The organism is Microbacterium ureisolvens, from assembly GCF_015278315.1.
Lineage (GTDB): Bacteria > Actinomycetota > Actinomycetes > Actinomycetales > Microbacteriaceae > Microbacterium > Microbacterium ureisolvens.
In genome coordinates, this window is the sequence record NZ_JADIJE010000017.1 from 35,050 (window position 1) to 61,785 (window position 26,736).

29 protein-coding genes are annotated in these 26,736 nt (G+C 71.4%); 12 read left to right on the forward strand and 17 right to left on the reverse strand.

Going from position 1 to position 26,736, the window contains the following annotated elements:
• Nucleotides 1–96: 96 nt before the first annotated feature.
• From IM767_RS19130 to pyrE, 3 genes are all read right to left on the reverse strand, one after another.
• Nucleotides 97–984 carry an RNA polymerase sigma-70 factor gene (locus IM767_RS19130; protein ID WP_109208526.1) on the reverse strand — a complete coding sequence of 296 codons (888 nt, stop codon included), beginning with the start codon at nucleotides 982–984 and terminating at the stop codon, nucleotides 97–99.
• A 10-nt stretch (nucleotides 985–994) separates the two neighbouring features.
• Nucleotides 995–1,588: a carboxymuconolactone decarboxylase family protein gene (locus tag IM767_RS19135; RefSeq protein WP_109208527.1), complete on the reverse strand. Its 594-nt coding sequence runs from the start codon at nucleotides 1,586–1,588 to the stop codon at nucleotides 995–997.
• A 221-nt stretch (nucleotides 1,589–1,809) separates the two neighbouring features.
• The gene (pyrE, locus tag IM767_RS19140; protein ID WP_109208528.1) at nucleotides 1,810–2,388 is read right to left on the reverse strand and encodes an orotate phosphoribosyltransferase; all 579 of its coding nucleotides are present in this window, start codon (nucleotides 2,386–2,388) and stop codon (nucleotides 1,810–1,812) included.
• 86 nt (nucleotides 2,389–2,474) lie between these two features.
• On the opposite strand from pyrE, the gene IM767_RS19145 reads away from it, so the two are divergent.
• On the forward strand, nucleotides 2,475–3,314 hold the full coding sequence (locus IM767_RS19145; RefSeq protein ID WP_109208529.1) for an exodeoxyribonuclease III: 840 nt from the start codon (nucleotides 2,475–2,477) through the stop codon (nucleotides 3,312–3,314).
• Between the two features lie 77 nt (nucleotides 3,315–3,391).
• Here IM767_RS19145 and IM767_RS19150 read toward each other — a convergent pair whose 3' ends face one another.
• From IM767_RS19150 to IM767_RS19165, 4 genes are all read right to left on the reverse strand, one after another.
• Complete coding sequence (locus IM767_RS19150) at nucleotides 3,392–4,003, reverse strand: dihydrofolate reductase family protein (RefSeq protein ID WP_109208530.1); 612 nt, start codon at nucleotides 4,001–4,003, stop codon at nucleotides 3,392–3,394.
• A 26-nt stretch (nucleotides 4,004–4,029) separates the two neighbouring features.
• The gene (locus IM767_RS19155) at nucleotides 4,030–4,749 is read right to left on the reverse strand and encodes a winged helix-turn-helix transcriptional regulator (protein WP_109208531.1); all 720 of its coding nucleotides are present in this window, start codon (nucleotides 4,747–4,749) and stop codon (nucleotides 4,030–4,032) included.
• On the reverse strand, nucleotides 4,750–5,187 hold the full coding sequence (locus tag IM767_RS19160) for a VOC family protein (protein ID WP_109208532.1): 438 nt from the start codon (nucleotides 5,185–5,187) through the stop codon (nucleotides 4,750–4,752).
• 87 nt (nucleotides 5,188–5,274) lie between these two features.
• Nucleotides 5,275–6,153 carry an oxygenase MpaB family protein gene (locus IM767_RS19165; RefSeq protein ID WP_109208533.1) on the reverse strand — a complete coding sequence of 293 codons (879 nt, stop codon included), beginning with the start codon at nucleotides 6,151–6,153 and terminating at the stop codon, nucleotides 5,275–5,277.
• A gap of 170 nt (nucleotides 6,154–6,323) precedes the next feature.
• Here IM767_RS19165 and IM767_RS19170 point away from each other — a divergent pair, with 170 nt between their 5' ends.
• Complete coding sequence (locus IM767_RS19170; RefSeq protein ID WP_109208534.1) at nucleotides 6,324–7,598, forward strand: sensor histidine kinase; 1,275 nt, start codon at nucleotides 6,324–6,326, stop codon at nucleotides 7,596–7,598.
• A complete protein-coding gene (locus IM767_RS19175) occupies nucleotides 7,595–8,347 on the forward strand; it encodes a response regulator (protein ID WP_109208535.1) in 753 nt (250 codons plus the stop codon). Before IM767_RS19170 ends, IM767_RS19175 begins: the two co-directional genes overlap by 4 nt.
• A 147-nt stretch (nucleotides 8,348–8,494) precedes the next feature.
• Here the strand turns inward: IM767_RS19175 and IM767_RS19180 are convergent, their stop codons facing one another.
• The gene (locus tag IM767_RS19180) at nucleotides 8,495–8,737 is read right to left on the reverse strand and encodes a hypothetical protein (RefSeq protein WP_109208536.1); all 243 of its coding nucleotides are present in this window, start codon (nucleotides 8,735–8,737) and stop codon (nucleotides 8,495–8,497) included.
• Between the two features lie 216 nt (nucleotides 8,738–8,953).
• Nucleotides 8,954–9,523 carry an NADPH-dependent FMN reductase gene (locus tag IM767_RS19185; protein ID WP_109208537.1) on the reverse strand — a complete coding sequence of 190 codons (570 nt, stop codon included), beginning with the start codon at nucleotides 9,521–9,523 and terminating at the stop codon, nucleotides 8,954–8,956.
• Nucleotides 9,524–9,766: 243 nt separating this feature from the next.
• On the opposite strand from IM767_RS19185, the gene IM767_RS19190 reads away from it, so the two are divergent.
• The 6 genes from IM767_RS19190 (at nucleotide 9,767) to IM767_RS19215 (ending at nucleotide 13,917) form a co-directional block, all read left to right on the forward strand.
• On the forward strand, nucleotides 9,767–10,651 hold the full coding sequence (locus IM767_RS19190; protein WP_109208538.1) for an ABC transporter ATP-binding protein: 885 nt from the start codon (nucleotides 9,767–9,769) through the stop codon (nucleotides 10,649–10,651).
• Entirely contained in the window at nucleotides 10,648–11,757 is a 1,110-nt protein-coding gene (locus tag IM767_RS19195) for an ABC transporter permease (protein WP_109208539.1), read from the forward strand. Before IM767_RS19190 ends, IM767_RS19195 begins: the two co-directional genes overlap by 4 nt.
• A gap of 243 nt (nucleotides 11,758–12,000) precedes the next feature.
• Nucleotides 12,001–12,270 (forward strand): hypothetical protein, encoded by a 270-nt coding sequence (locus tag IM767_RS19200; RefSeq protein ID WP_109208540.1) that lies wholly within the window; start codon nucleotides 12,001–12,003, stop codon nucleotides 12,268–12,270.
• Nucleotides 12,271–12,422: 152 nt separating this feature from the next.
• On the forward strand, nucleotides 12,423–12,875 hold the full coding sequence (locus tag IM767_RS19205) for an OsmC family protein (protein ID WP_109208541.1): 453 nt from the start codon (nucleotides 12,423–12,425) through the stop codon (nucleotides 12,873–12,875).
• Nucleotides 12,872–13,231: an amino acid-binding protein gene (locus tag IM767_RS19210; protein ID WP_109208542.1), complete on the forward strand. Its 360-nt coding sequence runs from the start codon at nucleotides 12,872–12,874 to the stop codon at nucleotides 13,229–13,231. The genes IM767_RS19205 and IM767_RS19210 overlap by 4 nt, the downstream gene beginning before the upstream one ends.
• Nucleotides 13,228–13,917 carry an ArsR/SmtB family transcription factor gene (locus IM767_RS19215; RefSeq protein WP_109208543.1) on the forward strand — a complete coding sequence of 230 codons (690 nt, stop codon included), beginning with the start codon at nucleotides 13,228–13,230 and terminating at the stop codon, nucleotides 13,915–13,917. Before IM767_RS19210 ends, IM767_RS19215 begins: the two co-directional genes overlap by 4 nt.
• A gap of 30 nt (nucleotides 13,918–13,947) precedes the next feature.
• Here IM767_RS19215 and IM767_RS19220 read toward each other — a convergent pair whose 3' ends face one another.
• The 7 genes from IM767_RS19220 to IM767_RS19250 all read right to left on the reverse strand — a co-directional run bounded on the left by IM767_RS19220 (nucleotide 13,948) and on the right by IM767_RS19250 (nucleotide 20,509).
• The gene (locus IM767_RS19220) at nucleotides 13,948–14,499 is read right to left on the reverse strand and encodes a dihydrofolate reductase family protein (protein ID WP_109208544.1); all 552 of its coding nucleotides are present in this window, start codon (nucleotides 14,497–14,499) and stop codon (nucleotides 13,948–13,950) included.
• A 90-nt stretch (nucleotides 14,500–14,589) separates the two neighbouring features.
• Nucleotides 14,590–15,285 (reverse strand): phosphotransferase, encoded by a 696-nt coding sequence (locus IM767_RS19225; protein ID WP_109208545.1) that lies wholly within the window; start codon nucleotides 15,283–15,285, stop codon nucleotides 14,590–14,592.
• An 89-nt stretch (nucleotides 15,286–15,374) separates the two neighbouring features.
• Complete coding sequence (locus tag IM767_RS19230) at nucleotides 15,375–16,568, reverse strand: fatty acid desaturase family protein (protein WP_109208546.1); 1,194 nt, start codon at nucleotides 16,566–16,568, stop codon at nucleotides 15,375–15,377.
• A 95-nt stretch (nucleotides 16,569–16,663) separates the two neighbouring features.
• Nucleotides 16,664–16,867: a cold-shock protein gene (locus tag IM767_RS19235; protein WP_109208830.1), complete on the reverse strand. Its 204-nt coding sequence runs from the start codon at nucleotides 16,865–16,867 to the stop codon at nucleotides 16,664–16,666.
• A gap of 455 nt (nucleotides 16,868–17,322) precedes the next feature.
• A complete protein-coding gene (locus tag IM767_RS19240; protein WP_239453064.1) occupies nucleotides 17,323–18,051 on the reverse strand; it encodes a glycosyltransferase family 2 protein in 729 nt (242 codons plus the stop codon).
• The gene (locus IM767_RS19245) at nucleotides 18,048–19,427 is read right to left on the reverse strand and encodes a bifunctional PIG-L family deacetylase/class I SAM-dependent methyltransferase (protein ID WP_109208547.1); all 1,380 of its coding nucleotides are present in this window, start codon (nucleotides 19,425–19,427) and stop codon (nucleotides 18,048–18,050) included. Before IM767_RS19245 ends, IM767_RS19240 begins: the two co-directional genes overlap by 4 nt.
• Entirely contained in the window at nucleotides 19,427–20,509 is a 1,083-nt protein-coding gene (locus IM767_RS19250; RefSeq protein WP_239453066.1) for an acyl-CoA dehydrogenase family protein, read from the reverse strand. The genes IM767_RS19245 and IM767_RS19250 overlap by 1 nt, the downstream gene beginning before the upstream one ends.
• A 260-nt stretch (nucleotides 20,510–20,769) precedes the next feature.
• Here IM767_RS19250 and IM767_RS19255 point away from each other — a divergent pair, with 260 nt between their 5' ends.
• A complete protein-coding gene (locus tag IM767_RS19255; protein ID WP_109208548.1) occupies nucleotides 20,770–22,137 on the forward strand; it encodes a glucose-6-phosphate dehydrogenase in 1,368 nt (455 codons plus the stop codon).
• Nucleotides 22,138–22,197: 60 nt separating this feature from the next.
• Here the strand turns inward: IM767_RS19255 and IM767_RS19260 are convergent, their stop codons facing one another.
• Nucleotides 22,198–22,611 carry a VOC family protein gene (locus IM767_RS19260; RefSeq protein WP_109208549.1) on the reverse strand — a complete coding sequence of 138 codons (414 nt, stop codon included), beginning with the start codon at nucleotides 22,609–22,611 and terminating at the stop codon, nucleotides 22,198–22,200.
• Between the two features lie 135 nt (nucleotides 22,612–22,746).
• Here IM767_RS19260 and IM767_RS19265 point away from each other — a divergent pair, with 135 nt between their 5' ends.
• Both IM767_RS19265 and xdhB read left to right on the forward strand, forming a co-directional pair.
• On the forward strand, nucleotides 22,747–24,174 hold the full coding sequence (locus IM767_RS19265) for a xanthine dehydrogenase small subunit (protein WP_204161296.1): 1,428 nt from the start codon (nucleotides 22,747–22,749) through the stop codon (nucleotides 24,172–24,174).
• On the forward strand, nucleotides 24,171–26,736 hold a 2,566-nt coding region (gene xdhB / locus IM767_RS19270), incomplete at its 3' end, for a xanthine dehydrogenase molybdopterin binding subunit (RefSeq protein WP_242061629.1). The genes IM767_RS19265 and xdhB, both read left to right, overlap by 4 nt.

Consider the following 26,736-nt stretch of genomic DNA (forward strand, 5'->3'; position numbering starts at 1 on the left):
GGCAGTGGTGGCGCTGGCGGGGCCGACGCGACGACTGACCCTGGCCTGATCCGGCGACTGACCCTGGCCTGATCCGGCGACTGACCCCGGCCTGATTCAGCGGGCCAGAGCCGCCTCCGCGTCGACGCGCCCGAGCTTGTCGGGGTTCGCGATCGAGTACACCTGTGTGATGCGGCCGCCCTCGACCGTGAGGCTGACGACACCGACGAGCTGCCCATCGAGCTCCATGCGGATGCCCGGCTGCCCGTTCACCCACGTCGACGACGCCACGAGCATGCCCTCCACCTTCGCCATCCCGCCCACGAGGTAGCGGGCCAGCTTGTCGGCACCGACGACCGGGCGCCGCGCGGCCCCGCGCACCTTGCCGCCGCCGTCGGCGACCGAGACCACCTCGGGCGCGAGGACGTCCATGAGCCCCTGGAGGTCGCCCGTGTTGAGGGCGACGACGAGACGCTCCACCACCTCCACGTGCTCCGCGGGCACGACCCTCACGCGCGGCCGTCGCGCCGCGACATGGTCCTTGGCCCGGTGCGCGATCTGCCGCACGGCCGCCGGAGTCTTGCCCACGGCATCCGCGATCTCGTCGTACGGCACGTCGAACACCTCGCGCAGCACGAACACCGCCCGCTCGGCCGGCCCGAGCGTCTCGAGCACCGTGAGCATCGCGATCGAGAGGTTCTCGGCGAGCTCCACGTCGTCGGCCACATCGGGGCTGGTCAGCAAGGGCTCGGGGAGCCACTCGCCGACGTACTCCTCGCGCCGCCGCGACACCGTGCGCAGGTGGTTGAGCGCCTGCCGCGTGACGATGCGCACGAGGTAGGCGCGCGGCTCCTGGACGGTGCCGCGGTCGACGGCCGCCCACCGCAGCCACGACTCCTGCAGCACGTCCTCGGCGTCGGCGGCCGAGCCGAGCATCTCGTACGCGACGGTGAACAGCAGGCTCCGGTGGGCGACGAACGGGTCGTCGACGGCGGCGGTGCTCATGGGCGCGAGCCTACGCGGCGGCCGTCGCCGTGGCGGGCCGGGTCGCGAGCGGCGGCAGGCCGCACGAATCCGCGAAGTGCTCGGAACGGATGCCGAGCGCGATGTTCATGCGGGCCGACATGTTCATGAACGCGACGCGGGCGGCCAGCTCCACGAGCCCCGCGGGGCCGAGCTCGGCCAGCAGCGCGTCGGAGAGCTCGTCGGTCACCGCCGGCGGAGTCTGGCTCGCCGCCTCGGCGTATTCCATGACCCGGCGCTCGAGCGGCGTGAAGACGTCGGAGTCGCGCCAGCGCGGAACCTCGCGCACCTTGGCCGCATCGACGTCGCGGTTCCGCGACATGAAGTAGTTGAAATCGAGGCAGAAGCTGCAGCCGATCGTCGCGGCCGACGCCATGGCGGCGAAGGTCGAGAGGTTCGAGTCGAGCTCGTGCCAGCCTTCGACCTTGCGGCCGATGCCCATCGAGTCCTTCATGACGCCCGGGTGATGCCACAGCACGCCGATCGAGGCGGGCACGCGCCCGATCATCTTCTTCGCGGCCGCCTTGATGAGGGCGCCGTAGACGCCGGTGACCTCTGCGGCGGGGATGCGGGTGTCGGTGCTCATGTCTTCCTCCGTGTCGTGGGAACGAGTCCTTCGACATGGAGACACCGGCCGGCGCCCGCGTGTGACAGCGGGCACGAGAGCCGTCGCCGTGGCGCGAGCGCTGCACTTACCTGCGACCGCTGCGCCGATCTCTGTGGCGGACGCAGGAAACTGCCGCGGTCGGGGCCGCGGTGTCGACCACCCGGCTCCTGCGGGTCGCGGCCTGCGGCCGCAGCGCGCCCCTACTGCGGGTCGAGACCCAGGTCGTCGAGGTCGATCGCGGCGAGCCACTGCAGGCCTTCGGCCTCGACGGCGGCCTGCGCGCCGGTCTTGCGGTCCACGATGACGGCGACGGCGACGGGTTCGGCGCCCTCGCGGCGCAGCGCCTCGACGGCCTTCAACGCCGACTGGCCCGTGGTCGAGGTGTCTTCGACGACGACGACGCGCTTGCCCGCGACATCCGCCCCCTCCACCTGGCGTCCGCGCCCGTGGTCCTTGGGCTCCTTGCGCACGACGAACGCGTCGAGCGGCTTGTGGGTGCGCGCAGACTCGTGCATCACGGCGTTCGCGATCGGGTCGGCACCGAGCGTCAGGCCGCCGACGGCGACGATCCCGTCGACATCGCGGATGAGGTCGAGCATGATCCGCCCGATCGACGGCGCGGCGCGGTGGTCGAGCGTCAGCTTGCGCATGTCGACGTAGTACGTGGCCTTCTTGCCGCTCGAGAGGGTGAAGTCCCCGTGGAAGACCGCCTCGTCCTGGATCAGCGCGATCAGGTACTGGCGGTCGGCTTCGAGCTCGGGCGTGGAGGCGACGGTCATGGGATCGATTTTACGGATGCCGCGTCACGGCGCCCATCCTCGGTGCGGGCCGTGCCACGTCGGCGCTCGCGAATAGGCTGGATCCCATGCGCCTGGCCACCTGGAACGTCAACTCGATCCGCGCGCGGGTCGACCGCATCGTCGACTTCGCGGTGCGCGAGCACATCGACGTGCTCGCGATGCAGGAGATCAAGTGCAAGGCGGAGCAGTTCCCGTTCGAGCGGTTCGAGGAGGCCGGCTTCCACGTCGAGGCGCACGGCTTCTCGCAGTGGAACGGCGTGGCGATCGCCAGCCGAGAGCCGGTCACCGACGTGCGCACCGCCTTCCCTGGGATGCCTGGCTTCGAGAAGGGCCACAACGGTCCCGACGCACCGCAGGAGGCGCGCGCGATCGGCGCCACCGTCGGCGGCGTCGAGGTGTGGAGCCTGTACGTGCCCAACGGGCGCTCGCTCGGCGACCCGCACTACTTCTACAAGCTCGACTGGCTGTCGGCGCTCGAGCAGTACACGCGCGAGTCGCTCACCGCGAACCCCGACCTGGCGCTGGCGCTGGTCGGCGACTTCAACATCGCGCCGACGGATGCCGACAACGGCGACCCGGCGGTGGTCGCGGGTTTCTCCACCCACGTGTCGCCGCCCGAGCGCGAGGCCTTCGCGGCGCTGCAGGCGGCGGGGCTCCACGACGTCGTGCGCCCGCTGATCCCCACCGGCTACACGTACTGGGACTACAAGCGGCTGAAGTTCCCCCGCAACGAGGGCATGCGCATCGACTTCATCCTCGGCTCGCACGCGCTCGCCGACGCCGTCACCGGCGCGACGATCCACCGCGACGAGCGCAAGGGCGAGCTCCCGAGCGACCACGTGCCGGTCGTCGTCGACCTCGACCTCGAGGGTCCCGATGACGACGATCGCCCGATGATCTTCTAGAACGCGCGCTTCGACAAGCTCAGCGACCGGCGCAGAGGCTCAGCGAGCGCTGACCGGCCCGCTCACTCAGGCCCGAGTCAGTCCTCGACCTCGCCGGTCTGCACGTCGCCGCGCTTCGGCCCGTAGCGCAGCTGCACGACGCCCAGCGGACCGGTGATCGCCGGCTCGAGCAGCGTGACGGTGGCCGGGTGCGCACCCTCGGGGAACACCTTCTTGCCCTGTCCGAGCACGACGGGGTGGACCCACAGCGTGAGCACATCGAACAGCTGCTCCTTCAGAAGGGTCTGCACGAAGTCGACGCTGCCGATCACGTGGATGCTCTCGTGCCGCTCGCGCAGCTCCTCGACCTCGCGGACGAGGTCCATCCCCAGCTGCGACGTGCCCTCCCAATCGAGCGTGGGCAGGCCCCGCGACGCCACGTACTTGGGCACGCGGTTGAACACATCCGCGATGCGGTGGGACTGCTGCGGCCAGTACGCGGCGAAGATGTCGTAGGTGCGCCGACCGAGCAGCAGCGCGTCGAGCTCCGAGATGCCCTCCCACACCGAGGCGCCGATCGTCTCGTCAGGGAACGGCGCCTGCCAGCCGCCGTAGGGGAAGTCGTGCGACGGATCCTCGTCGCGGCCGCCCGGCGCCTGGGCGACGCCGTCGAGACTCGTGAACAGATCGATGTAGATGCGGCCGGTCATTCGGGCTCCTCCATGAGTGACGTCGCTCAGGCGACGAGGGTAGTCCCCCGGTCGAAGGGAATCGAGAACGTCTCGGCGAACCTCTCCAGGAGAGTCGCGTCGCCCGCGACGACGGCGACCACCTCCCGGTCGATCGCCTCCGCGGCGGTCAGCTCGCCCGAGATGAGGCGACGGATGCCGGGACCCGCCGCGAACGTCAGATCGGGCTCGCCGGCGGTCGAAGCCTGCGTGCCGAGCTTCGGATCCACCGGGCGTCCGGCCGGCTGCACCTGCGCGATGCGGAGCGCGCCGCCGGCGACCTGCACCCTCAGCACGACGTCGGCCACGTGCACCTCGTAGTCGGCCGGCGGCAGCGTGGCCGCGGCATCCGTTCGGAACGCCGTCCGCAGCGCCATCGTCAGCGAGTCCGCCGTGACGACGTCGTCGGGCTCGGGATCGCCCATCTGCGCGAAGCCCCACCGGCCGAGCGCCAGCACGATCTGCTCGAGCTCGCGCCCGTACGACGTCAGCTCGTACACCAGCCCGCAGTGCAGCAGCGGCACGCGGCGCACGACGCCGCCCTCCTGCAGCTCCTTGAGTCGCGTGGAGAGGATGTTGGTGGGGATCTTGGGCAGCCCCTGCTTGAGGTCGGTGTAGCGGCGCGGGCCGACGAGCAGATCGCGGACGATGAGCAGCGCCCACCGCTCGCCGATCAGCTCGACGGCCGTCGTCACCCCGCAGTACTGCCCGTAGCTGCGGGACGCCACCTACGCCTGCGCCTGCTCCGCCACGTAGGCGTCGGTGCCCTGCTCGGCGGCGCGAGGCTCCATGAAGAAGAACTCCACGCCGTTGCCGTCGGGGTCTTCGAGGTCGCGGCTGTACATGAAGCCGTAGTCCTTGGCCTCTGTGGGCTCGGTGCCGCCGCCGGCGATGCCGGCCGCGATGATCTTGTCGACGTCCTCGCGCGATTCGCGGCTGAGGGCGATCAGCACCTGCGACTGCGTCCGCGGGTCGGTGATCTGCTTGTCGGTGAAGGTCGAGTAGTACTCCTTGGTCAGCACCATGAAGTACACGTTGTCGTCCCACACGATGCAGGCCGCGTTCTCGTCGGTGAACTGCGGGTTGATCCCGGCGCCGAGCCCCGTGTAGAAGGCCTTCGCGCGCTCGAGGTCGGTCACCGGGATGTTGATGAAGATGTGCGTCATTGCTCTGCTCCTGCTCGATCGGGGCGGCCGACCGGCCGTCGCTGCCATGGTTGCAAAAAACAAGCTCGCTTGTCAATAGCAAGTAAGTCAGTCGACGGATGCCTCCACCCCGCGCGCTGCGTGCGGCACGGGGCACCCCGGGCCGAACGTTCCCATCCGCTCGACCTCGAAGCCGTCGGGGTAGCTGCGGATGCGGGGCAGGTCGGAGACGTGCAGCGGGGTCCGCCGCTTCGGCAGAACCGCGACCACTCGCGCGCGGAGCCGGAGCGCCCCGGCCGAGAGGCGACGCGCCAGCCGGCCGGGCTCGCGATAGCCGAACGCCCGGAGGAGCGGCGGATCCATGAGCGACCGGCTGAACACCTCGATCACCGGCGCGAGTACGCGCGGGTAGAACGAGACGAGCAGCGCGAGCGTCTGGTCGGCGACGCGCGCGGAGGCGGGGTCGTAGGCGAAGTGCTCACGCTCGTAGTCGTCCATCAGCGCGGCGAAGCCCTCGTACGTCTCGGGAACGTCCTTGATCCCCATATGGCGGCCGAGCGTCTGGTAGTACCGCACCGACGCCAGCAGCTCGCCGGGTGTCAGTGGCCGCCAGCCGAACGCGTGCACCCACCGCGCCGGCACGACGACGAAGGTCGACAGCACGTACCGCATGTCGTCGTTCGAGATGTCGTACATCCGGTGCATCTGGTTGATGCGGCGGATGGCCGCACGACCGCGCGGGCTGTCGAAGCCGTCGAGCAGCGGCACCTCCAGCAGCAGCGACGTGTCGTCATACCGCCTTTGCGCCCTGCGCGCGAACTCGCCGGTCTCATCGAGCAGGCGCCCGATCGACGGCACCGCGTACGTGCGGAACAGGGCGAAGCTCAGCGACTGGTTGAGATCCCACGGGAAGTCGTACGTGCCGAGGTTCCGGTAGATCTCGACGAAGTCGGTCTCGGGGTCGAGCCCCGCATTTCGGTCGGTCACGGCAACCCCTGTCGACGCCGGGTGAACGCTGGCTAACTTACCCGGCGCGGGGCGGACGTGCAGCCCGCCCCGCGGCCGGCACGAACCGGCGGAGCCTCGCGCGCGGCGCCCGGCTCGCTCTCCGTCCCACGGGGGATGCCCGGTGCGCCCCTCCCCCGTAGCGTGGAGGGATGTCCGACCTCCCTGCCGCGAGCCAGACCCGGCGTCCGCGGCCGACGCCGCGCGAACTGCGCACCGACATCTGGCTGGCGGGGGCTCTGTTCCTCGCGGCCGTGCTGAGCGCCGCGCTCGGGTCCGTCGCAGGCGTCTACGGCACCGACAGCTCTACCGGCCTGCAGTGGTCGCTGCTGTACAGCTTCGGCCTGACCGCGCCGCTGGCCGTGCGCCGCCGCTTCCCCGAGCTCGTTGTCGTCGTCGTCGCGGTGGTGTTCTTCGTCGGCGTCTCGGCGCGCATCCCCGAGCTGTACGTGGCGAACATCGCCCTCTTCATCGCGATGTACACCGTCGGCGCCTGGGTGGACGACCGGCGCCGGGCCACGTGGGTGCGGATCGCGGTCATCATCGCGATGTTCGTGTGGCTGATCATCACGACGTTCCAGGCCGCTATCGACCCGAGCGACGAGGCGCTGTCGCAGGCGGGCCTGTTCTCTCCGTTCGCCGCGTTCATGCTCATCCAGTTCCTCGTCAACGCGGCCTTCTTCGGCGGCGCGTACTACATGGGCGACCGCGCCTACGCCGCAGCCATGTCGCGCGCGGCCCTCGAGGAGCGCACGCGGGAGCTCGAGCTCGAGCGCGAGGTGACGGCCGCCCAGGCGGTCGCGCTCGACCGCGTGCGCATCGCGCGCGAGCTGCACGACGTCGTGGCGCACCACGTCTCGGCGATGGGCGTGCAGGCCGGCGCCGCGCGCGCGGTGCTGGAGCGGGATCCGGATGCCGCGCGCACAGCCCTCCTCGGAGTCGAGGCGTCCGCGCGCTCGGCGCTCGTCGAGCTGCGCCAGCTGCTCGAGACGCTCCGCACCTCCGGCGACACCGAGGGCGGCTCGACGGTGCATCTCTCCGGGCTTGCGGAACTCGTCGCCCATGCGAACGACAACGGTCTGCCGACCACGCTGACGATCGTCGGGGAGCCGGTCGAGCTGCCCGAGCTCGTGCAGGTGAACGTCTATCGCGTCGCCCAGGAGGCGCTGACCAACGCGCGCCGGCACGGCGGACCGGATGCCGCGGCCGACGTGCGCCTGCGCTACGCCGACGACGCGATCGAGCTGGAGGTCGTGAACACCGGGCGCGCCGTCGCGACGCCCATGCGTCCCGGCCTCGGGCTCGTCGGCATGCGCGAACGCGCCGCGGCCTCGGGCGGGGAGCTCGAGGCCGGCCCGAGGGGCAGGGGCGGGTTCCTGGTACGGCTGCGGGTGCCGCTGGCGGCGCGCGTCGGAGCCGACGCGTGAGCGCGCCGATCCGCGTGGTGCTCGTCGACGACCACGCCGTGATGCGTGCGGGCTTCCGCATGATCCTCGAGTCGGCGGGCGACATCACCGTGGTCGGTGAGGCCTCGACCGGGGTCGAGGCGGTGGCCGCGGCATCCGATCTCCGCCCCGACGTGATCTGCATGGACGTGCAGATGCCGGACATGGACGGTGTGGAGGCGACGCGCCGTATCACGGCGGATTCGTCGATGGACGCCGCCGTCGTGGTCGTGACGACGTTCGACCGCGACGACTACCTCTTCGACGCGCTGGCCGCCGGGGCGACCGGGTTTTTGCTGAAGAACGCCGGGCCGGAAGAGCTCATCTCGGCGGTCCGCGTGGCCGCCGCCGGCGACGCGCTGCTGGCGCCCGAGGTGACCCGTCGCGTGATCGCCCGCTTCGCCCACGCGCCCGCACCCGACGTGCAGCCTCCCTCCGACCGCGAGAGTACAACTGGTCGCCGAGATGCGGGGGCGTTCCCTACCTCTCGTCCACCAGCTGTACCCTCGCGGGAAGGCGGGGGGATCGACGCGCCCGGGGGGGATCTCACCGAGCGCGAGGCCGAGGTGCTGCGGCTCGTGGCGCAGGCGATGAGCAACGCCGAGATCGCGCGGCGCCTGTTCATCGGCGAGGCCACCGTGAAGACGCACGTGTCGAACGTGCTGCAGAAGCTCGGCGCCCGCGACCGCGTCGCCGCCGTGGTGTACGCCCACCGTCACGGCCTGGTGTAGCCCCGCCCCCGACCCCCGGTCGTTGAGCGAGCGAGGAACGAGCGAGACGAAACGCCCGTCCCCCCAACCCCCGGTCGTTGAGCGAGCGAGGGACGAGCGAGACGAAACGCGTCCGCCTCGCGGTCCCGCAGACTCGGAGGCGCGTCCTCAGTGCGCGAGCTGCGCGGCGAGGTAGGTCGCCGGCTTCAGCGAGAGCCGCGGTTCGGCCTGCCGGAGCGTCCTGATCACGCGCAGCTCGTCGTCGGCGGGCACGCGCGCCGCGGCGAGCACTCCCGCCGCCCACGTCCGCGCACCAGTGAGACGACCCTCGGCGCCGGAGGGGAACAGCTTCTCCAGCTCGACTCGGGGATCGCTGAGGTCTCCCCACAGCAGCTTGTCGGGGTCGGGCATCGCCGCCCTCCTTCCGCCGGCACCGCCGGCCTGCGCATTCCGGCTCCCAGCCTCCCGCACCCCGGCTCGTCGCGCCTCCGCCTTCCGGGGGAACCGCTCGACCGGGCGGGAGCGGGAGGAACCACGGATGCCCCGGCCCTGCGCCCGCGAGGGGCGCCAGGTCGGGGCATCCGATCGGCTGGAACAGACCGGCCCTCTAAGGGCCGGGCGGGGGGATTACGCCGCGACGGGAACGGCGGCGTAGCGGTCGACGAGGGCTCCGAACGCCTCGAGGTAGCCGACGAGGAACTCGGCCGTCTGGTCGTTGGTGACCTCGCCGTTGTCGGAGAAGAGGCCCGGGGTCATCTGCACGTAGCCCTCGGGCTGGCCGAGCGTGGGCGCGTTGTAGTGGCTGAGGATCGCCTTCAGGTGCTGCTGGGCGGCGGCGGTCGCGATGCCGCCCTGCGAGGTGCCGATGACGGCGGTGGGCTTGCCGTTGAACGAGCCCTGGCCCCACGGGCGGGCGGCCCAGTCGAGCGCGTTCTTCAGCACGCCGGGCAGCGAACGGCTGTACTCGGGGGTGACGATGATGACGCCGTCGACATCGTCGATCGCCTGCTTGAAGTCGCGCGCGACCTGCGGGAAGTCGGCGTCGAAGTCGGGCGAGTAGAAGGGGAGGTCCTTGATCGGGATCTCGACGAGGGTCGTGCCCTCCGGCGCGAGGCGCTCGAGCGCCTTGGCGAGCTTGCGGTTGATCGAGGTCGACGAGATGCTGCCGACGATGTAGCCGATGGTCCGATCGGACATGGATTCTCTCCCTGAAATGACAAAGGTCCCCGGTGGGGACCACCGTGGACGTTCCACCTCCATGCAAGCACATGGAGCTGAGATCTATTCCGATGCATGAAAATTCTCTCATCCGCCCTCTCAACCACCCCCTCCTCCTTCGGGCGGAGCGGGAGCGAATCCGCCCCCGGGGGGAGGACGCGAGACCACGCCCTGCGTACCGTCGATATCGACAGGCTCACCACCGGGGCGAGAGGAGACAGGATGCTGCAGCTGCGCGGTATCGAGAAGAGTTACGGGGGCCGCCGCGTGCTCGACGACGTGTCGTTCGACGTGCGTCCGGGCAGGCTCACCGGTTTCGTCGGCGGCAACGGCGCCGGCAAGACCACCACGATGCGGATCGTCCTGGGCGTGCTCGCCGGCGATGCCGGCTCCGTGACGCTCGACGGGGCGGAGGTGACGGCATCCGACCGCCGCCGCTTCGGCTACATGCCCGAGGAGCGCGGTCTGTATCCCAAGATGAAGGTGCTCGAGCACATCGTCTACCTGGCGCGGCTGCACGGCTTCTCGAAGACGGATGCCTCCACCCGCGCCCGCACCCTGCTCGAGCAGCTCGGACTCGGCGAGCGCCTGGGCGACAACGTCGAGACGCTCTCGCTCGGCAACCAGCAGCGTGCGCAGATCGCCGCCGCGCTCGTGCACGACCCGCAGGTGCTCATCCTCGACGAGCCGTTCTCGGGCCTGGACCCCCTCGCGGTCGACGTCGTGGCGGGCGTTCTGCAGCAGCGGGCCGCCGACGGCGCCGCCGTGCTGTTCTCGTCGCACCAGCTCGACGTCGTCGAGCGCCTGTGCGACGACCTCGTCATCATCGCCGGCGGCACGATCCGCGCGGCCGGCGCCCGCGACGCGCTGCGTGCGCAGCACTCGTCGCGCCGGTTCGAGCTGGTCTCGGCGGGCGACGCCGGCTGGCTCCGCTCCGAGGCCGGCGTCGAGGTGCTCGACTTCGACGGCGGCTACGCCGTGTTCGACGCCGACAGCGACGAGACGGCCCAGCGGGTGCTGCGCCGGGCCGTCGCACAAGGGGATGTCGCGAGCTTCGCGCCGCAGCATCCGTCCCTCGCCCAGATCTTCAAGGAGGTCATCCAGTGAGCACCGCAGACAGCCGCCGCGGCGGCGGCGCCCTCAGCAGCGGGCAGGCGATCTGGCTCGTCGCCGAGCGTGAGATCGGCTCGAAGCTGCGCAGCAAGGCCTTCGTCATCTCGACCGCGATCCTCGTCCTCGGCGCCCTGGCGCTCGTGGTCTGGGCCGGGTTCCAGGCCTCCAACGCCAGCGGCACGCCCGTCGCGGTGACCGCCGGAGCGACGCAGTACGTCTCCAGCGCCCAGGGGCTCGAGGTGACCGAGGTCGCCGACCGCGCCGAGGCCGAGTCGCTCGTCACGAGCGGCGACGTCGACGCGGCGATCGTCGACGACTCGTCGTCGCCCCTCGGCTTCACCGTCGTCGCGGAGTCGTCGGCGCCGACGCAGCTGCTGCTGCAGCTGTCGCAGCTGCCGCCGGTCGAGCTGCTCGAGCCTGACGACGTCAACGCCGCCCTCGGCTACATCGCCGCCCTCGGCTTCGGCATCGTGTTCCTGTTCGCCGCGTCGATGTTCGGCGGCACGATCGCGCAGAGCGTCGTCGAGGAGAAGCAGACGCGCGTCGTGGAGCTGCTCATCTCGGCGATCCCGGTGCGCTCGCTCCTGGCCGGCAAGGTCATCGGCAACACCATCCTCGCGATGGGACAGATCCTGCTCCTCGCGGCGGTCGCGATCGTCGGTCTCACCGTCACCGATCAGACCGAGCTCCTCCAGGGTCTCGGCGGACCCATCGCGTGGTTCGCGGTGTTCTTCCTGTTCGGCTTCATCCTGCTCGCGTCGCTGTTCGCAGCTGCGGCGGCGATGGTCTCGCGCATGGAGGACGTCGGGTCGACCACTACGCCCCTGACGATGCTCATCATGGCGCCGTACTTCCTGGTGATCTTCTTCAACGACAACCCGCTTGTGCTGGCGATCATGTCGTACGTGCCGTTCTCGGCCCCCGTCGGCATGCCGATGCGCATCTTCCTCGGTGAGGCACAGTGGTGGGAGCCGCTCGTCTCGCTCGCGATCCTCGTGGCGACGTGCGTCGGGGCGATCGTGATCGGCGCGCGCATCTACGAGAACTCGCTGCTGCGCATGGGCGCCCGCGTGAAGCTCTCGGAGGCGCTCGCCAGATGACCTCCACCGGTCGCTGAGGCTGGAGATCGGATGCCTCGACCCCGCGCGCGCGCCGGGTCGAGGCATCCGTCATCTCCGCCTGCGGGCCTCATCGAATGGCGCCGGGCGCGCGCCGATATCTGACGAGATCGCTCTCTTTCCGGATTCGACTCAGCGAAGCCGGGCCGGCTTCGCTGTGCCTCGCCACGGGCACATCCGCCGAGCCTCCGGAGCTCCGGGCGGCGGGTTCGAGATAATGGGGAGATGTCCTCCTCCGTCGAACGCCGCTCCAACCCGACGGCCTGGGCCGCATTCTGGTTCGCGCTGGCCGGCCTCGTGCTCATGCCCATCCCCCTGTTCATCGGGCTGATCCTGGGCGGCGGGCTCTCGATCGTCGCCGCGGTCCTCGCCGTGATCGCCCTGCTGAAGGGCCTGGCTCGCAGCGGCAAGGGGATCGCGCCCGTCGTCTTCGCCGGCATCTTCATCGCGCTGACGTGGGCCGGCATCTCGGTCGGCGGCGGCACCATCTGGTAGGTCGGCCGACCGTCTCTCCCGGCCTTCTCCGCGTTCATCGAGGGCCCTCTGCGCCGCGGCTGAGCGGCCTGCATGCCCGTGCAGCGGGAACCCGCACCGCGCTCGGCGACACTTCGACGGCCATCGAAACGTCCCCGCCATAGCGTGGGGGCATGAAGGCTCACGTCTACGAATCAGCGTTGCAGTGGTCGGGATCGACCGGCGCCGGCTACGCCGGCTACGGCCGCGAACACGTCGTGTCGGCCGGTGGGTCGTCGCTGTCGCTCAGCGCGGATCAGGCGTTCCTCGGCGACGCCTCGCTGCCGAACCCGGAGCAGCTGCTGCTGGCGGCGGCGATCTCCTGCCAGCTGTTGTCGTTCCTCGCCGTCGCTGCGCGGGCCGGCGTGGACGTGATCGACTACCGCGATGAGGCGACCGCGATCATGCCCTCGGGAAGCCACCCCATGCGGATCACCGAGATCATCCTGAGTCCGACGGTCACGGTGCGTGAGGGCGAACCGGAGAGGATCGTGCAGCTCATGCACGACGCCCACGCCGGCTGCTTCATCGCGCATTCGCTCGCGGCATCCGTCGAGATGGACATCACCGTGGAGGTCGCGCCGTGAACGACGTCAGCATCCTCGTCGATGACATCGCGCCGGACATCGCGCGCATCGGCACGATGCTCGGCGCGGCGGGCGTCGGGCTGGAAGGAGGCGGGGTGTGGGGGCAGGTCGCGCACTACCTCGTCGACGACGGCGCCGCCGCCGTCCGCGCGCTCACGGATGCCGGAATCGTCGGCGCGGCCAGCAGCGAGGTGGTGGTGGCGCCTCTGCCCGCCGACCGCCCGGGCGCCCTCGGTCGCATGATGACCGCGCTGGCGGACGCGGGGATCCGCGTGCACGCTCAGTACAGTGACCACGACAACCGCAAGGTGTTCGTCGTGGACGACGTCGAGGCCGCACGGAGGGCGCTGACATGACCGAACGGGCGCGACCGTCGCTCGACGAACTCGCGCGAGCACTCGCCGAGCCCATGCGGCTGCGCATCCTGCGGGAGCTCATGGGCGGCACGGCGCTGCCCGCGGGCGCCCTCGCCGCACGGATCGGGGTCGCCCCGTCGACCGCGAGCGCGCACATCTCGCGCCTGGCGGAGACCGGCCTGGTCGAGATCGAGACGGTCGGCCGCGCGCGCGAAGTGCGCCTGGCCGACCCGACCGTCGCCGACACGGTGGAAGGCATCCTCCGGCTCTCCGGCGAGGACTCCGTCTCCTCGCTCTCCGCGCACGACCGGCGCACCGCGCTGCGCCGCGCACGCCGGTGCTACGACCACCTCGCCGGTGACCTCGCGATCGCTCTCGTCGATCGGGCGTTCTCGGAGGAGTGGATCGCCGACCGGGACGGCGTGTGGTCGCTCACCGTGGAAGCCGCGACGGTCGGCGACGTGCTCGGGGTGCCGATCACGCTCGCCCCGTCGTCCCGCCCCATGGTGCGCCCCTGTCTCGACTGGACGGAGCGCCGACCGCACATCGCCGGGAAGATCGGCGCTGCGGTGCTCTCGGGGATGCTCGAGGCCGGATGGCTGCGCCGTCGCCGTGACGACCGGGCGCTCACCGTCACCCCGCTCGGACGCGACCGGTTCTCGGCGTTGGGGATCGACGCCGCATGAGCCGCCGCGCCGTCGGCGGCAGACGGCTCGTCACCGCAGCACGTCGTACCTGATGTGCGTGATCCTCTTCGACGCCAGGACGCGGGTCGGCTCGAGCCGGAGCGGAAGGTGCGGCAGGCGATCGAAGAGCTTGACCCCGGCACCCAGCACCACTCCGGTGATCGCGAGCTCGAAGGCATCGACGGCGTCGATGGCGATCAGCTGCTGCGCGACGTTGGCGCTGCCCATGATGTAGACGTCTCGATCGCCGGCCGCCCCGAGCGCGCCGCGCAGCGCCTCCTGTGCCGACGGGGCGAAGGTGAACAGCGCGCCGTTCCTGACCACCGGATCCCGGCGTTCGTGCATCGGGACGAACACCGGCATCGGGAAGATCGGCTCGTCGCCCCAGGCCGCGTCGCCCGCGCGCAGGGTGCGGGCGCCGAAGATCACCGCGCCGGCGGCGAAGAACTCGGCGGTGACCTGCGGGTGCATCGCCATCGTCTCGTCCCCGAACGCCCAGCCGTGGAGCACAGTGAGGTCATCGTCCGGACCGGCCGAGAAGCCGTCGAGCGACATCGACGCGTAGAGGATCACCTGGGACACTGACTCAATGTATACGGTGTCCACATTGGTGTCCAGCACATCCAGGCCGCGGCAGCGGATGTGGCGGTCGCCTGACCCGTGATGCTGCGGTCACCGCGCCGCGTCGCGACCCGCCTCACTCGCCACGAGCGCTCGCGCGGCGTGGATCAGATCGCGCTCGGCGGATGTCTGGCCGGGATCGCTCACCCGTCGGTCCACCGCGATGCTCAGATCTTCACCGCTGATTCCTCCGCTCGCCGAGAGCTCCTCGCACAGCGCCGCCAGCGTGGCTCGCACGGCGGCGCCCGGAGCGGACGGCATCGTGAGGGACACTTGCGCGAGGATCAGCGCACACATCGCGCGGTCGACCCCGGGCCGACCGACGGTCGCATTCGTCCAGTCGATGACCACGGGCCCGCGGGCGGTCAGGATGACATTCTCGGGGTGCAGATCCAGGTGCACCACGCGGTCGTCACGATCGGCCGCGTCAGGCACCGGGATGGCGTGCAGCCGATCGAGCAGCTCCGCCAGCAGGCCGCCCGCGGTCGCCGGATCCAGTGCACCGGCCAGGACGGCGTCCGCCATCGTCGGTCCGCGGAGTCGCTCGAGCACCAGGTCTTCGGGACGCGCACCCGGGACGCGGACCTTCTGCCGCGGTACCGGGAACCCCGACTGCGCGACGAAGGTCATGATCGCGGACTCGGCACCGGTGTCCGTTCCGTCGCGGGTGCGACGCAGGACCCATGTCTCGTCGATCGCGAAGACGTCGGCCGAGCGCCCCGCTCCCAGCAGTCGAAGATGCGTCATCACGGGAAAGCTACTACGGGGCCCACACACGAGAGCCCGGGTTCGTATCCGCGTGCGCGCCCGGGCTCTTCACGATGTCCACGGCGTCGTCAGGCCCGGCGGTAGGTCCCGACGACGGGGCAGTCGAACGGGTCGCGCGCTGCGAGTCCGACACGGTTGAGATACCCGATGACGATCCCGTACGAGCGCCACAGCGTGGTCTCGGCGTACGGAACGTCGAGCGCACGGCACTGCTCGATCACGATCTCGCGCGCGCGGGCCAGGTGCGGCCGCGGCATGTTCGGGAAGAGGTGGTGCTCGATCTGGTAGTTGAGTCCACCCATGAGCCAGGTCGCCCACCACCCGCCGCTGACGTTGCGGGAGGTGCGCACCTGCTTGCTGAAGAAGTCGAGCTTCGCGTCCTTCGCGATGACCGGCATGCCCTTGTGGTTGGGGGCGAACGACGCCCCCATGTACACGCCGAAGACGGCCAGCTGCACGCCGAGGAACGCGAAGGCCATCCCGAGCGGCAGGAAGACGAAGACCGGCGTCCAGATCACGGCGAACCGCGCGGCGATGAGGCCGAGCTCGGTCCAGCGGCCCTTCACGGCCTCACGGCCGACGAGGTGCCGCAGGCCGAGGAAGTGGAGGTTCAGCCCTTCCAGCGTGAGCAGCGGGAAGAACAGCCAGCCTTGACGCCGGGTGATCAGGCGACGGATGCCGCGAGCGCCGGCGGCGTCGGCATCCAGGAAGGAGATCGTGTCGACCTCGATGTCGGGGTCCTTCCCGACCCGGTTGGGGTTCGCGTGGTGGCGAGTGTGCTTGGACGTCCACCACGAGTAGCTCATCCCCACGACGCCGTTGGCGAGGAGGCGCGCGAGCCGGTCGTTGGCCGGTCCGGACGACAGGATCTGCCGGTGGGCGGCCTCATGGCCGAGGAAGGCGACCTGCGTGAACAGGATGCCCAGCGCGCCGGCGATCAGCAGCTGGAACCAGCTGTCGCCGAGCAGCACGAACCCGGTGATCGCGCCGCCGAAGCCCAGCGCGACGGCGAGACCGACGATGGCGTAGAACCAGGGTGTGCGTGCGAGCAGGCCGCTTTCGCGGACGACCTGCGAGACCTCGGTGTAGGCGCGGGCCATCGGGGGGAATTCCGTGGTGCCGGCGTAGGTCTGACGAACAGGACCGAGCCGCGGCTCGAGGACGGTGGAGGAGATGATGCACCAGTTCCGGTGGGGACCGTTCGGCCGTTGAAAGCCAGAGGCGGTTGCCCATCGCTGCCCCCAGGCTACGTGTCGCTGCATCCCGCGGCCGGCATACGTCGGGACTCTGCGGCGATGCTCAGGAAGCAGAAGCGCCCGCCCCGGCCGAAGCCGGTGCGGGCGCCTGTGCGTGCGGATCAGAGCGGGCGGATGTTCGCCGCCTGCATGCCCTTCGGGCCACGCTCAGCGTCGAATTCGACCTTCTGGTCTTCGCGGAGCTCCTTGAAGCCCTCACCCGCGATCGCGCTGAAGTGTGCGAAGAGATCGGCCGAGCCGTCATCGGGTGCGATGAAGCCGTAGCCCTTCTCGGAGTTGAACCATTTCACGGTGCCAGTGGCCATCGTGTCTTTCCTATTCTTCGGGCCGCTCGAGCGACCAGGGGTGCCGCGCCTACGAATGCGGTGCGGACGGTGGAGGGACGACGCGGTCGTCGATGAGGCGACGGATGCCGCGACCGCCGCGCGCGCGAGGTCCGGCGTCGTGTGGAGGCCGAGATCCTCGCCGCGCGCGCCGTAGGCATGGAAGCCCTGCGGCGTCACGTCGATGAAGCCGGCGTACTCGTCGGCGCGGGTCGCGACGAAGACATCGTCGTCGGCCTGTCGCCAGGCGAGCGCCGGCGTGGGGGTATGCATGATCATGTGTTTCGTTCGAGGGGCGCGAAGCGGCGAGAGCGTTCGCGACGTGCGGCGTGCAGAAGCCGCGGATGAGGATGGAGGCGTCCAGGTCTGCGTCTCCACGTTGAGGCAGAGAGACGGACGCGCGCTCCCGAAGGGAACATACAACCATAGCACACGGCTCAGTCCTCTCCCCCGCCGGCGGCGTCGAGCGCGAGATCCGCGGCCTGCTGCCGCAGATAGCGCGCGTAGCCTCCGGGGGTCCGCCCGGCGCGACGGCCTGACGTGAGCACCTCGGCCGCATCGCTGGCCACGACCAGAGCGCCTCGGTTGCGGCAGCGGGCGACGAGGTCGACGTCTTCGTGCTCCCCAAGGGGCGCGAAGCCGCCGGCGGCGAGATACGCGCGAGCGCTCAGCCCCAGGTTGGCGCCGTGCACGTGGCCGTTGGGGCGGCCGGGCGTGTGGGTGCGCAACCAGAGCGCGCGCTGCGCCGCGGAGAGGTCGTCGAAGTCGGGCCGCACCGTTCCCACGCAGACGTCGGCGGTCTGCGACATCGCTCGGAGGTGCGTGAGCCATCCCACGGGGACGCGGGAATCGGCATCCGTGTTCGCGATCCAGATGCGGTCGATCGATGTGCCGGCCATTGCGCCGAGGGCGTGGTCGACGCCCAGCGCCCGCGCAGCCCCGACGCGCCCCGCGTCGGAGGTGAGCGTGGGGAAGCGGAAGTCGGCCGCGATCCTGGCGGAGGCGTCGGTGCACCTGTCGAGCACGACGCGCACCTCGGTGCGGATCCCGGCGTACGACGCCGCGTCCACCGCATCGACGAGCGCCGACAGCGAAGCCTCCAGCAGCAGCTCCTCGTCGCGGACTGGCACGACGACGATCATGACGTCGGCTTCGGTGCGGCTCATGCGAGCCCCTCGCGCTCTGCCACCGACTGCGCGGGACGACGGGCGAAGACCTCGAGCACGAAGTCCTTCTCGGTGTGCAGGCTGACCGTCTCCCACGCGGCGACCGCGCGCAGGGTCTCGTGCACCGCGTCACCGGACTGCGGGTACTCCGCAACGGCGTGACGCCAGTGACAGGCGACGAGGCATCCGTCATCCGCGAGGGACTGCTCGATCAGCGCGCAGGTGCGCTGCAGATCGGCCGGCGACAGGTAGTAGCCGACCTCGGAGAGCACGATGGTGTCGAAGCTGCCCTCCGGCCAATCCGCGGGGATGCCGCCCTGTCGCACCGTGACCCCGCGCGTGCCCTCCAGCCGCGAGCGCGCGGCCGCCACGGCCGGGGTCGCGGCATCCATCGCCATCACCGATCGCGCCCGATCGGCGAGTTCGCGCGTGAGCAGTCCGGTCGCGCAGCCGATCTCGAAGACGCGCCCGAGTTCGCGCTGGGGCAGCGCCGCCATCAGCAGCGCCCGCTTGCGCTCCTCGTACCATCGCGTCTCGAAACCCCACGGATCGTCGCCATTGCGGCGGTAGAACTCGTCGAACCACTGCGCGTCGAGGCTCTGTTCCGGGTCTTCCTCCCCCGCCGGCATGACGAAGATCTCGACTTCGCGATCGAAGTGCTCCCGCATGCCCGCGTGCAGCAGCACCTCGTCGCCCGGCCGGCCCGACAGGGGCGCGACCTGGGTGACATGGCGGGCGAGGGCGTCGCGCTTGGCCTGGAGCTCGTCCGACGTGAGCGTGAGCGCGGCCATCCGCTCCCACGGCAGGTCGTCGCGCGAGCCCCAGTGCCAGGCCCACACCGGATACTCCAGGAGATCGAGACGCCGCTGGCCGGCAATGGTGCCGGCCACGTCGGCGGCGATCCGGTGGTCGCGGTGGCGGTCACCCGCCCAGGGGACGGCGACCAGCACCCGCTGCGGGTCGACTCTGCGGTGCTGATCGAAGATCGCGCCGAGGCGCTCACGCAGCTCGGCCTTGGACCGGTCGAGGCCGCCATCGGGCAGCCCGAGGAATCTGATGTCGGCGTCGGGCGCGAGCAGGTCGACGGCTTCGCGCACCTCGTCACGGCGCAGTCGGGCGAGCGTCGCGGGAGCGTGGGTGGTCGAGTCGGGATGGGATGCCTCGCCATCGGTTGCGACCACCACCACGACCCGCGCACCCATTCCCGCTGCGCGACGCATGAGGCCTGCGGCGCCGAGGGTCTCGTCGTCGGGGTGGGCGGCGACCACGACGAGGAGGTCGAAGTCGGGTTTCAGTGGCTGCAGGCCGTGTCGTGCGATCTCGTCGCGCCAGAGCGCCTCCGGGGTGCCCGGATCGAGGTGGCTGAACGTGGGCATCACGCCTCGACCTCGCTCTCGACGGCGAGCCGGCCCAGCCGGGCGGCATCGCGCAGGCCGTGATGCTGCCGGAGGTAGAGGTGCAGATCGGCGACCCGGCGCGCATAGGCCGGGTCCGACACGAGCGGGCCCGGACCGAGCGCCGCGTCCGCCTCGGCGAGCGCCGTTCTGGCCGCGTGGACGACCGCGCCGCGGACCCGCTCGGCCAGCAGTCGCTCATCGATCCCCGCCCGCGCGTCGACGAGGTCGGCCGCCTCCCGCAGCACCGCGCGGGCAGCCCAGAGCGCCGCATCCGCTCGTCCGAGGTGCACCAGCGCGACCTGATCGGCCCGCTCCGATGACGCTGCGACGCGGAGGGCGTCGCGAAGCCCGAGGGCGCCGCCCCACCAGCACGCGGCGACCGACATCGCGCCCCACGCGAAGCCCGGACGGGTGAGGTACCAGCCGACTTCGCCGATCGGCGCCGCCGGGGCGTGGTCGAAGTCGACGGGAGCGCTGACGATGTCGGGCAGTCCGCGCGCCACCCACGGCCCGTTGTGCGGGCTGACGCCCGGCCCGCGCAGCGCGACCGCGAACAGCCGCCGCTCGTCGCCGACGAACGCCGTCACGAGGGCATGCGACAGGTGCGTCGCCAGAGAGCACCAGGGCTTCGTGCCGGTGAGTGTCCAGCCGGCATCGGTCTCGCGCGCGTCGACGCGCATGCCCGCGCCTTCGGCGGCGAACACGCCCCACGACGAGTGCTCGTCGGCGCCGATCCGCGAGATGTGCCACGGATCGCTGTCGCGGTCGGCTCCCGCCTGCCGGAGGATGCCGAGGGCGTCGAGGTGCGGTTCGAGCACGCGGGCGGCCGCGACGTCGCGCCGCGCGGTCGCCGCCAGCAGATCCCACAGCATCGCCGTCTCGCCGGCGCCCGCAGACGGTGCGCTCCGGCCGACTCTCACGCACCAGTCGATGGTGGACGGGATGTCGCGACCGAACTCCTGGAGATGGGCCGCGTCCGCGAGCGCTCGTGCCGACGCGTCGTTCCTCTCGGTGTCGGGGGTGATCAGCGATCGGCCCCGGTGCCCCTCACCCGCGACCATCAGCATCCCTCCCGAACCCGCCGACGAGACGCTGCTGACTTGCCTTCACGATGGTGCGATCCTCCTCGGTGCCATCCCCCGTCCCGCGAGCGTACGTTTGCAGCCCCGGGAGGCAACCGCCCTTGACAACCGGTCGCTCCCGGCCCAAGGCGGCCGGCCCGCCGCCTCGGCCGAGGTGATGCGGGACCCGCCCGTTTGCACACGACGCGCGCCGCCGCCAGGGCCTCCTCCACGCGGGCCGCCCCGGATACCGTGGGGCCATGTCGGCGGAGACCACGCTTCTGATCCTGGGCGCCACGGGCGACCTGACGTCGAGACTGCTGCTGCCCGCGCTGGGCCAGCTGCTCACCCTCGAGCCGCACCGCCGGGTGCGGCTGCGCGGGGCGGGGATGGAGGACTGGGACGACGCGCGCTGGCGCGACACCGTGCGGCGCTCGTTCGAGTCGGGCGGCTTCGGGGAGGCGTTCGCGGCGGTCGCCGACACGACGTACGAGCGCGCCGACATCACCGATGCGGGCGACCTCAGGCGCCTCCTCGCGAATCCGGACGGCCGCCTCGCGCTGTACTTCGCCGTGCCGCCGGCGGTCGCCAAGGCGTCGTGCGAAGCGCTGGCGAGCGTCGAGATCCCCGCAGGCACCGTGCTGGCGCTCGAGAAGCCGTTCGGCGTGGACCAGGCGACGGCGCGAGAGCTCAACGCGACGGTCGCGCGTCTGGTGCCCGAGGAGCAGGTGTTCCGCATCGACCACTTCCTGGGGCGCTCGACGACGCTCAACCTGCTGGGGGTGCGGTTCGCGAACCGCGTCTTCGCCCCGGTGTGGCGGGCGCAGGACATCGAGTCTGTCGTCATCCGCTACGACGAGAGCCTCGGGCTCGAGGGCCGGGCTGGCTACTACGACAAGGCGGGCGCCCTCGCCGACATGATCCAGAGCCACCTGCTGCAGGTGATGGCGATCCTGGCCATGGAGCCGCCGGCGACGCTGCACGAGCGCGACTTCCGCGACGCGACCTCCGCGGTGCTGCGGGCCACGCACGTCTGGGGCGACGACCCGTCGCAGGCATCGCGACGTGCCCGCTACACCGCGGGCACGGTGGGCGAGCGCACGCTCCCCTCCTACGCCGACGAGGAGGGCGTCGATCCGGCGCGCGAGACCGAGACGCTCGCCGAGCTCGTGTGCGAGGTGCGCAACGAGCGCTGGGAGGGCGTCCCCTTCCGCCTGCGCTCGGGCAAGGCGCTGCCCGAGAAGAAGGGTGAGATCGTCGTGACGTTCCGCCGCGTCAACCATGTTCCCGACGGCCTCACGGGCCCCGCTCCCGGTTCGATCCTGCGCTTCTCCCTCGGACCCGACCACATGGACCTCGAGCTCAACGTCAACGGCGGCGACGACCCGTTCGAGCTCGAGCGCGCCACGATCGGCGCCGACCTCGGCGAGGGCGCGCTCAAGGCCTACGGCGAGGTGCTCTCGGGCATCCTCGACGCCGACGCGATCCTGTCGGTGCGCGGCGACGCCGCCGAGGAGTCGTGGCGCATCGTCGATCCGGTGCTCGCCGCCTGGCGCGCGGGCAAGGTGCCGCTCGAGGAGTACCCGGCCGGCTCGCTCGGCCCCGATGGCTGGCCTGCGCTCCCCTGACCCTACGAGCGAGGACGGATGACGGATGCCGCGGCCCGCGGCATCCGTCGCTTCACGGCGTCAGCGCTCGCCCATCATCTGCGGCTCCATGCGGCCCACGGCGATGACGTTGCCGGCGGGGTCCTTGAACCACGCGATGTCGGGCCCGCCCTCGAAGCCGCGCGAGATGCCCTTCTCGTCGGTGCCGTAGTCCGGGTCGGTGTAGATCTTCGTCACCACGCCCCGCGCGTTGAGGTCGTCGACGGCGGCGTCGACGTCTTCCACGCTGAAGTTGAGGATCGTGAAGACGGCGGGCTCGTGGTCTTCCTTCGGGTAGACGAAGATGCTGCCGCCGCCCGGGAGGGCGATCGTGAAGCCGCCGCCCATCTCCTCGTAGACGGTGACGTCGAGCCCCAGGGTGTCGCGGTAGAACGTTGCGGCTTCGCCGATGTCGGGTACGGCGAAACTCGAAAACGGCCGATCGGGTGTGAACATGACAGCCTCCCAGTGTGTGTCCCCACGCACACGATCCTCCTGTGGGCGGACCCTGTCCAGGGGTGTCGTGGCGCACCTTGCACGTCGAGGGGCGCGGCGTAGACTCCGGGCATCCGCACCAACCCAGACAGCGCTGTGACAGTCAACGGGCGGGTCGTCCCGCTCGCCGGCACGGTGGCGCACGCCTCCGCGCTGGACTGGCTGCGGGGCATCGGGCTGACCGGCGCGAAGGAAGGCTGCGCCGAAGGCGAGTGCGGCGCGTGCGCCGTGCTCGTCGCCCAGACCGACTCCGAGGGCGGGAGCGTCTGGACCGCGGTCAACGCCTGCCTCGTGCCCGCCCACGCGCTCGACGGCCAGGAGGTCCTCACCGCGGAGGGACTCGGGTCGCCCGAAGCGCTGCATCCCGTCCAGGAGAAGCTCGCCGCCGCGGGCGGCTCCCAATGCGGGTACTGCACGCCGGGCTTCGCGTGCGCGATGGCGGCGGAGTTCTACCGCCCCGGCCGCGCGGCCCAGGAGGCGACGCCGGAGTGCGGGCCGAACGGCTTCGACCTGCACGCGATCGGCGGCAACCTGTGCCGGTGCACCGGCTACCGCCCCATCCGCGACGCGGCGTTCGCGCTCGGGATGCCGCAGGACGACGATCCGCTGCGCCGACGGTCGAGCGCCCCGGCCCCCGCGCCCGTGGCGACCGACGTGAGCGACGGCACCGGCCGCTTCGTGCGACCCGAGACGCTCGAGGAGGCGCTGGAGCTGCTGCGCGACGAGCCCGACGCCGTCGCCGTGGCGGGCTCCACCGACTGGGGCGTCGACGTCAACCTGCGCGCCGCCCGCGCACCCCTCGTCATCGCGATCGACCGCCTCGCGGAACTGCGCACGCTCGAGGAGGTCGAGGACGCACTCGAGATCGGGGCCGCGCTGTCGCTCAGCGAGCTCGAGCAGCGCGGCGGCCGGCGGGTGCCGCTCCTGGGCGAGCTGATGCCGAGCTTCGCCTCGCGCCTCATCCGCAACCGCGCCACCCTCGGAGGCGCCCTGGGCACGGCCTCGCCCATCGGTGACGCCGCGCCGGTGCTCCTGGCGCTGGGCGCGCGCGTCGTGCTGGTCTCGGCCGACGACGGCGAGCGCGACGTCGACCTCGCCGAGTACTTCACCGGCTACCGCGCCACGGTGCGCCGTCATGACGAGCTCATCCGCTCGATCCGGATTCCGGTCGCCGCGCCCGATGTCACGGGGCTGCACAAGGTGACCAAGCGGCGCTTCGACGACATCTCGTCGGTCGCCGTCGCCGTCGCGCTCGATCTCGACGCCGGGGTCATCCGTTCCGCGAGGGTCGGACTGGGCGGAGTCGCCGCGACCCCGATCCGCGCGTTCGCCACCGAGGTGTTCCTCGTCGACCGCCCCTGGACGGCGGAGACGGCGGCTGCGGCATCCGTCGTCCTCGAACGCGAGGGGTCGCCGATCGACGACCACCGCGCGAGCGCCGCGTACCGCGCCCGCATGCTCGGCACCGCGCTGCCGGCGCTGTTCGCCGCCGGCGGCGAGGAGCGGGAGGAGGCGACGGCATGAGTTCCCTGGCCGACCGCCCCGAGAACCCCGTCGTCGGGCGGACGGTGGTGCACGAGAGCGCCGCGCTGCACGTGACCGGCGCCGCGGTCTACACCGACGACCTCGCCGCGCGCGCCCACGGCGTGCTCACGGCATGGCCGGTGCAGTCGACCGTCGCGCACGCCCTGGTCACGATCGACGCGGCTCCGGCGTACGAGGTGCCGGGGGTCGTGCGCGTGCTCACCGCGAGCGACGTGCCCGGTGTCAACGACGCCGGCGTCAAGAACGACGAGCCGCTCTTCCCGGCGGAGGCGATGTTCCACGGGCACGCCCTGGTGTGGGTGCTGGGAGAGACACCGGATGCCGCACGCCGGGGTGCGGCGGCCGTCACGGTGTCGTACGAACCGCTGCCGTCGATCATGACCGTGCAGGAGGCGATCGAGGCCGAGTCGTTCCAGGGCGTGGCGCGCACGATCGCACGCGGGGACGCGGCATCCGCTCTCGCAGCCTCGGCGTTCGTGATCGAGGGCGTGAGCGAGGTCGGCGGCCAGGAGCACTTCTCGCTCGAGGGCCACGCGGCCTTCGCGGTGCGCGAGCCCGACGGGCGCTACTTCGTCGAGAGCTCGACGCAGCACCCCTCCGAGACGCAGGAGATCGTCGCGCACGTGCTCGGCGTCGCGTCCAGCGAGGTCACGGTCGAGTGCCTGCGCATGGGCGGCGGCTTCGGCGGCAAGGAGATGCAGCCGCACGGGCTCGCCGCGATCGCGGCCCTCGGTGCGAAGGTCACCGGCCGGCCGGTGCGGCTGCGGCTGAACCGCACGCAGGACATCACGATGACGGGCAAGCGTCACCCCTTCCACATGTCGTGGCTCGCCGGGTTCGACGAGGAGGGCCGGCTGCAGGCGCTCGATGCCACCCTGACCTCGGACGGCGGCTGGAGCCTCGACCTCTCGGAGCCGGTGATGGGGCGCGCCCTGTGCCACGTCGACAACGCGTACTGGATCCCGAACTTCCGCGCCCACGGCCGCGTCGCGAAGACCCACAAGCCGTCGAACACGGCGTTCCGGGGGTTCGGGGGGCCGCAGGGGGTCTTCCTCATCGAGGACGTCCTCGGGCGCGCGGCACCGCTCCTGGGCATCGACCCGGTCGAGCTGCGCGAGCGGAACTTCTACCGCCCGGGTCAGGCGACCCCGTACGGGCAGCCGGTCAAGGACGCCGAGCGGATGCCGGCGATCTGGCATCGGCTGCGCGACGAGTCCGCGTTCGACCGGCGTCGCGGCGAGGTCGAGCGGTTCAACGCCACACACACCGAACGCAAGCGCGGGCTCGCCATGACGCCGGTGAAGTTCGGCATCTCGTTCACGTTCACGTCGTTCAACCAGGCCGGTGCCCTGGTGCTCGTCTACAAGGACGGGTCGGTGCTCATCACCCACGGCGGCACCGAGATGGGGCAGGGCCTGCACACCAAGATGCTGCAGGTGGCCGCGACCGCGCTCGGCGTCGAGCTCGGGCGCGTTCGGCTCGCGCCGACCCGCACCGACAAGGTGCCGAACACGTCGGCGACGGCCGCGTCGTCGAGCGCCGACCTCAACGGCGGTGCGGTCAAGCTGGCATGCGAGGAGATCCGCGGCCGGCTTGCGGCCGTCGCCGGCCGGCTGCTCGACGCCGACGCGCGCGACGTGCGCTTCGCAGACGGCAAGGTGTTCACGGTGGGCGGCGGCGGTCCGCGGCTCGCCTTCGCCGAGGTCGTCGCCGAGGCCTACCTGCAGCGGGTGCAGCTCTTTGCGGCGGGGTACTACCGCACCGAGGGCCTGCACTGGGATGCCGAGCGGCAGCAGGGGTCGCCCTTCAAGTACTTCGCCTATGGTGCCGCGGCCGCCGAGGTCGAGGTCGACGGGTTCTCCGGCGCCTCGCGCCTGCGCCGGGTGGACATCGTGCACGACGTCGGCGACTCGCTGTCGCCGCAGCTGGACATCGGGCAGATCGAGGGCGGCTTCGTCCAGGGGGTCGGCTGGCTGACGCTGGAGGAGCTGCGCTGGGACACCGGCGACGGACCCACGCGCGGCCGGCTGCAGACCCCGTCGGCAAGCACGTACAAGCTGCCGAGCTTCTCGGAGATGCCCGAGGAGTTCCATGTGCGGCTGTTCGAGAACGCGCGCGAGGACGGCGCGGTCTACGGCTCGAAGGCCGTGGGCGAGCCGCCGCTGCTGCTCGCCTTCAGCGTTCGAGAGGCGCTGCGACAGGCGGTCGGCGCGTTCGGCCCCGACGGCCGCAGCGTCGAGCTCGCGTCGCCCGCGACACCCGAGTCGGTGTTCTGGGCGATCGAGGCGGCGCGCACGGCCGGTCGGGGGTCGCCTGAGGGGGCGGGGTCAGACACGGCGGGTGAGGCGGCCGCGAGGGCCGGCTTGCCGGTCGAGGCGGTCGCGGGGGTCGAGGTGCCGGTCGAGGCGACCGGGGTGCCGGGCGACCTCGAGGGCTCGCGGGGTGGCGAGGGAATCCGCCTCGGACTGGTCGACCAGGCCGCTGCCCCAGTCATGGCTGGAGTACGCGGCGCTGGATGTCGAGCACCTCGTGGACGTCCGC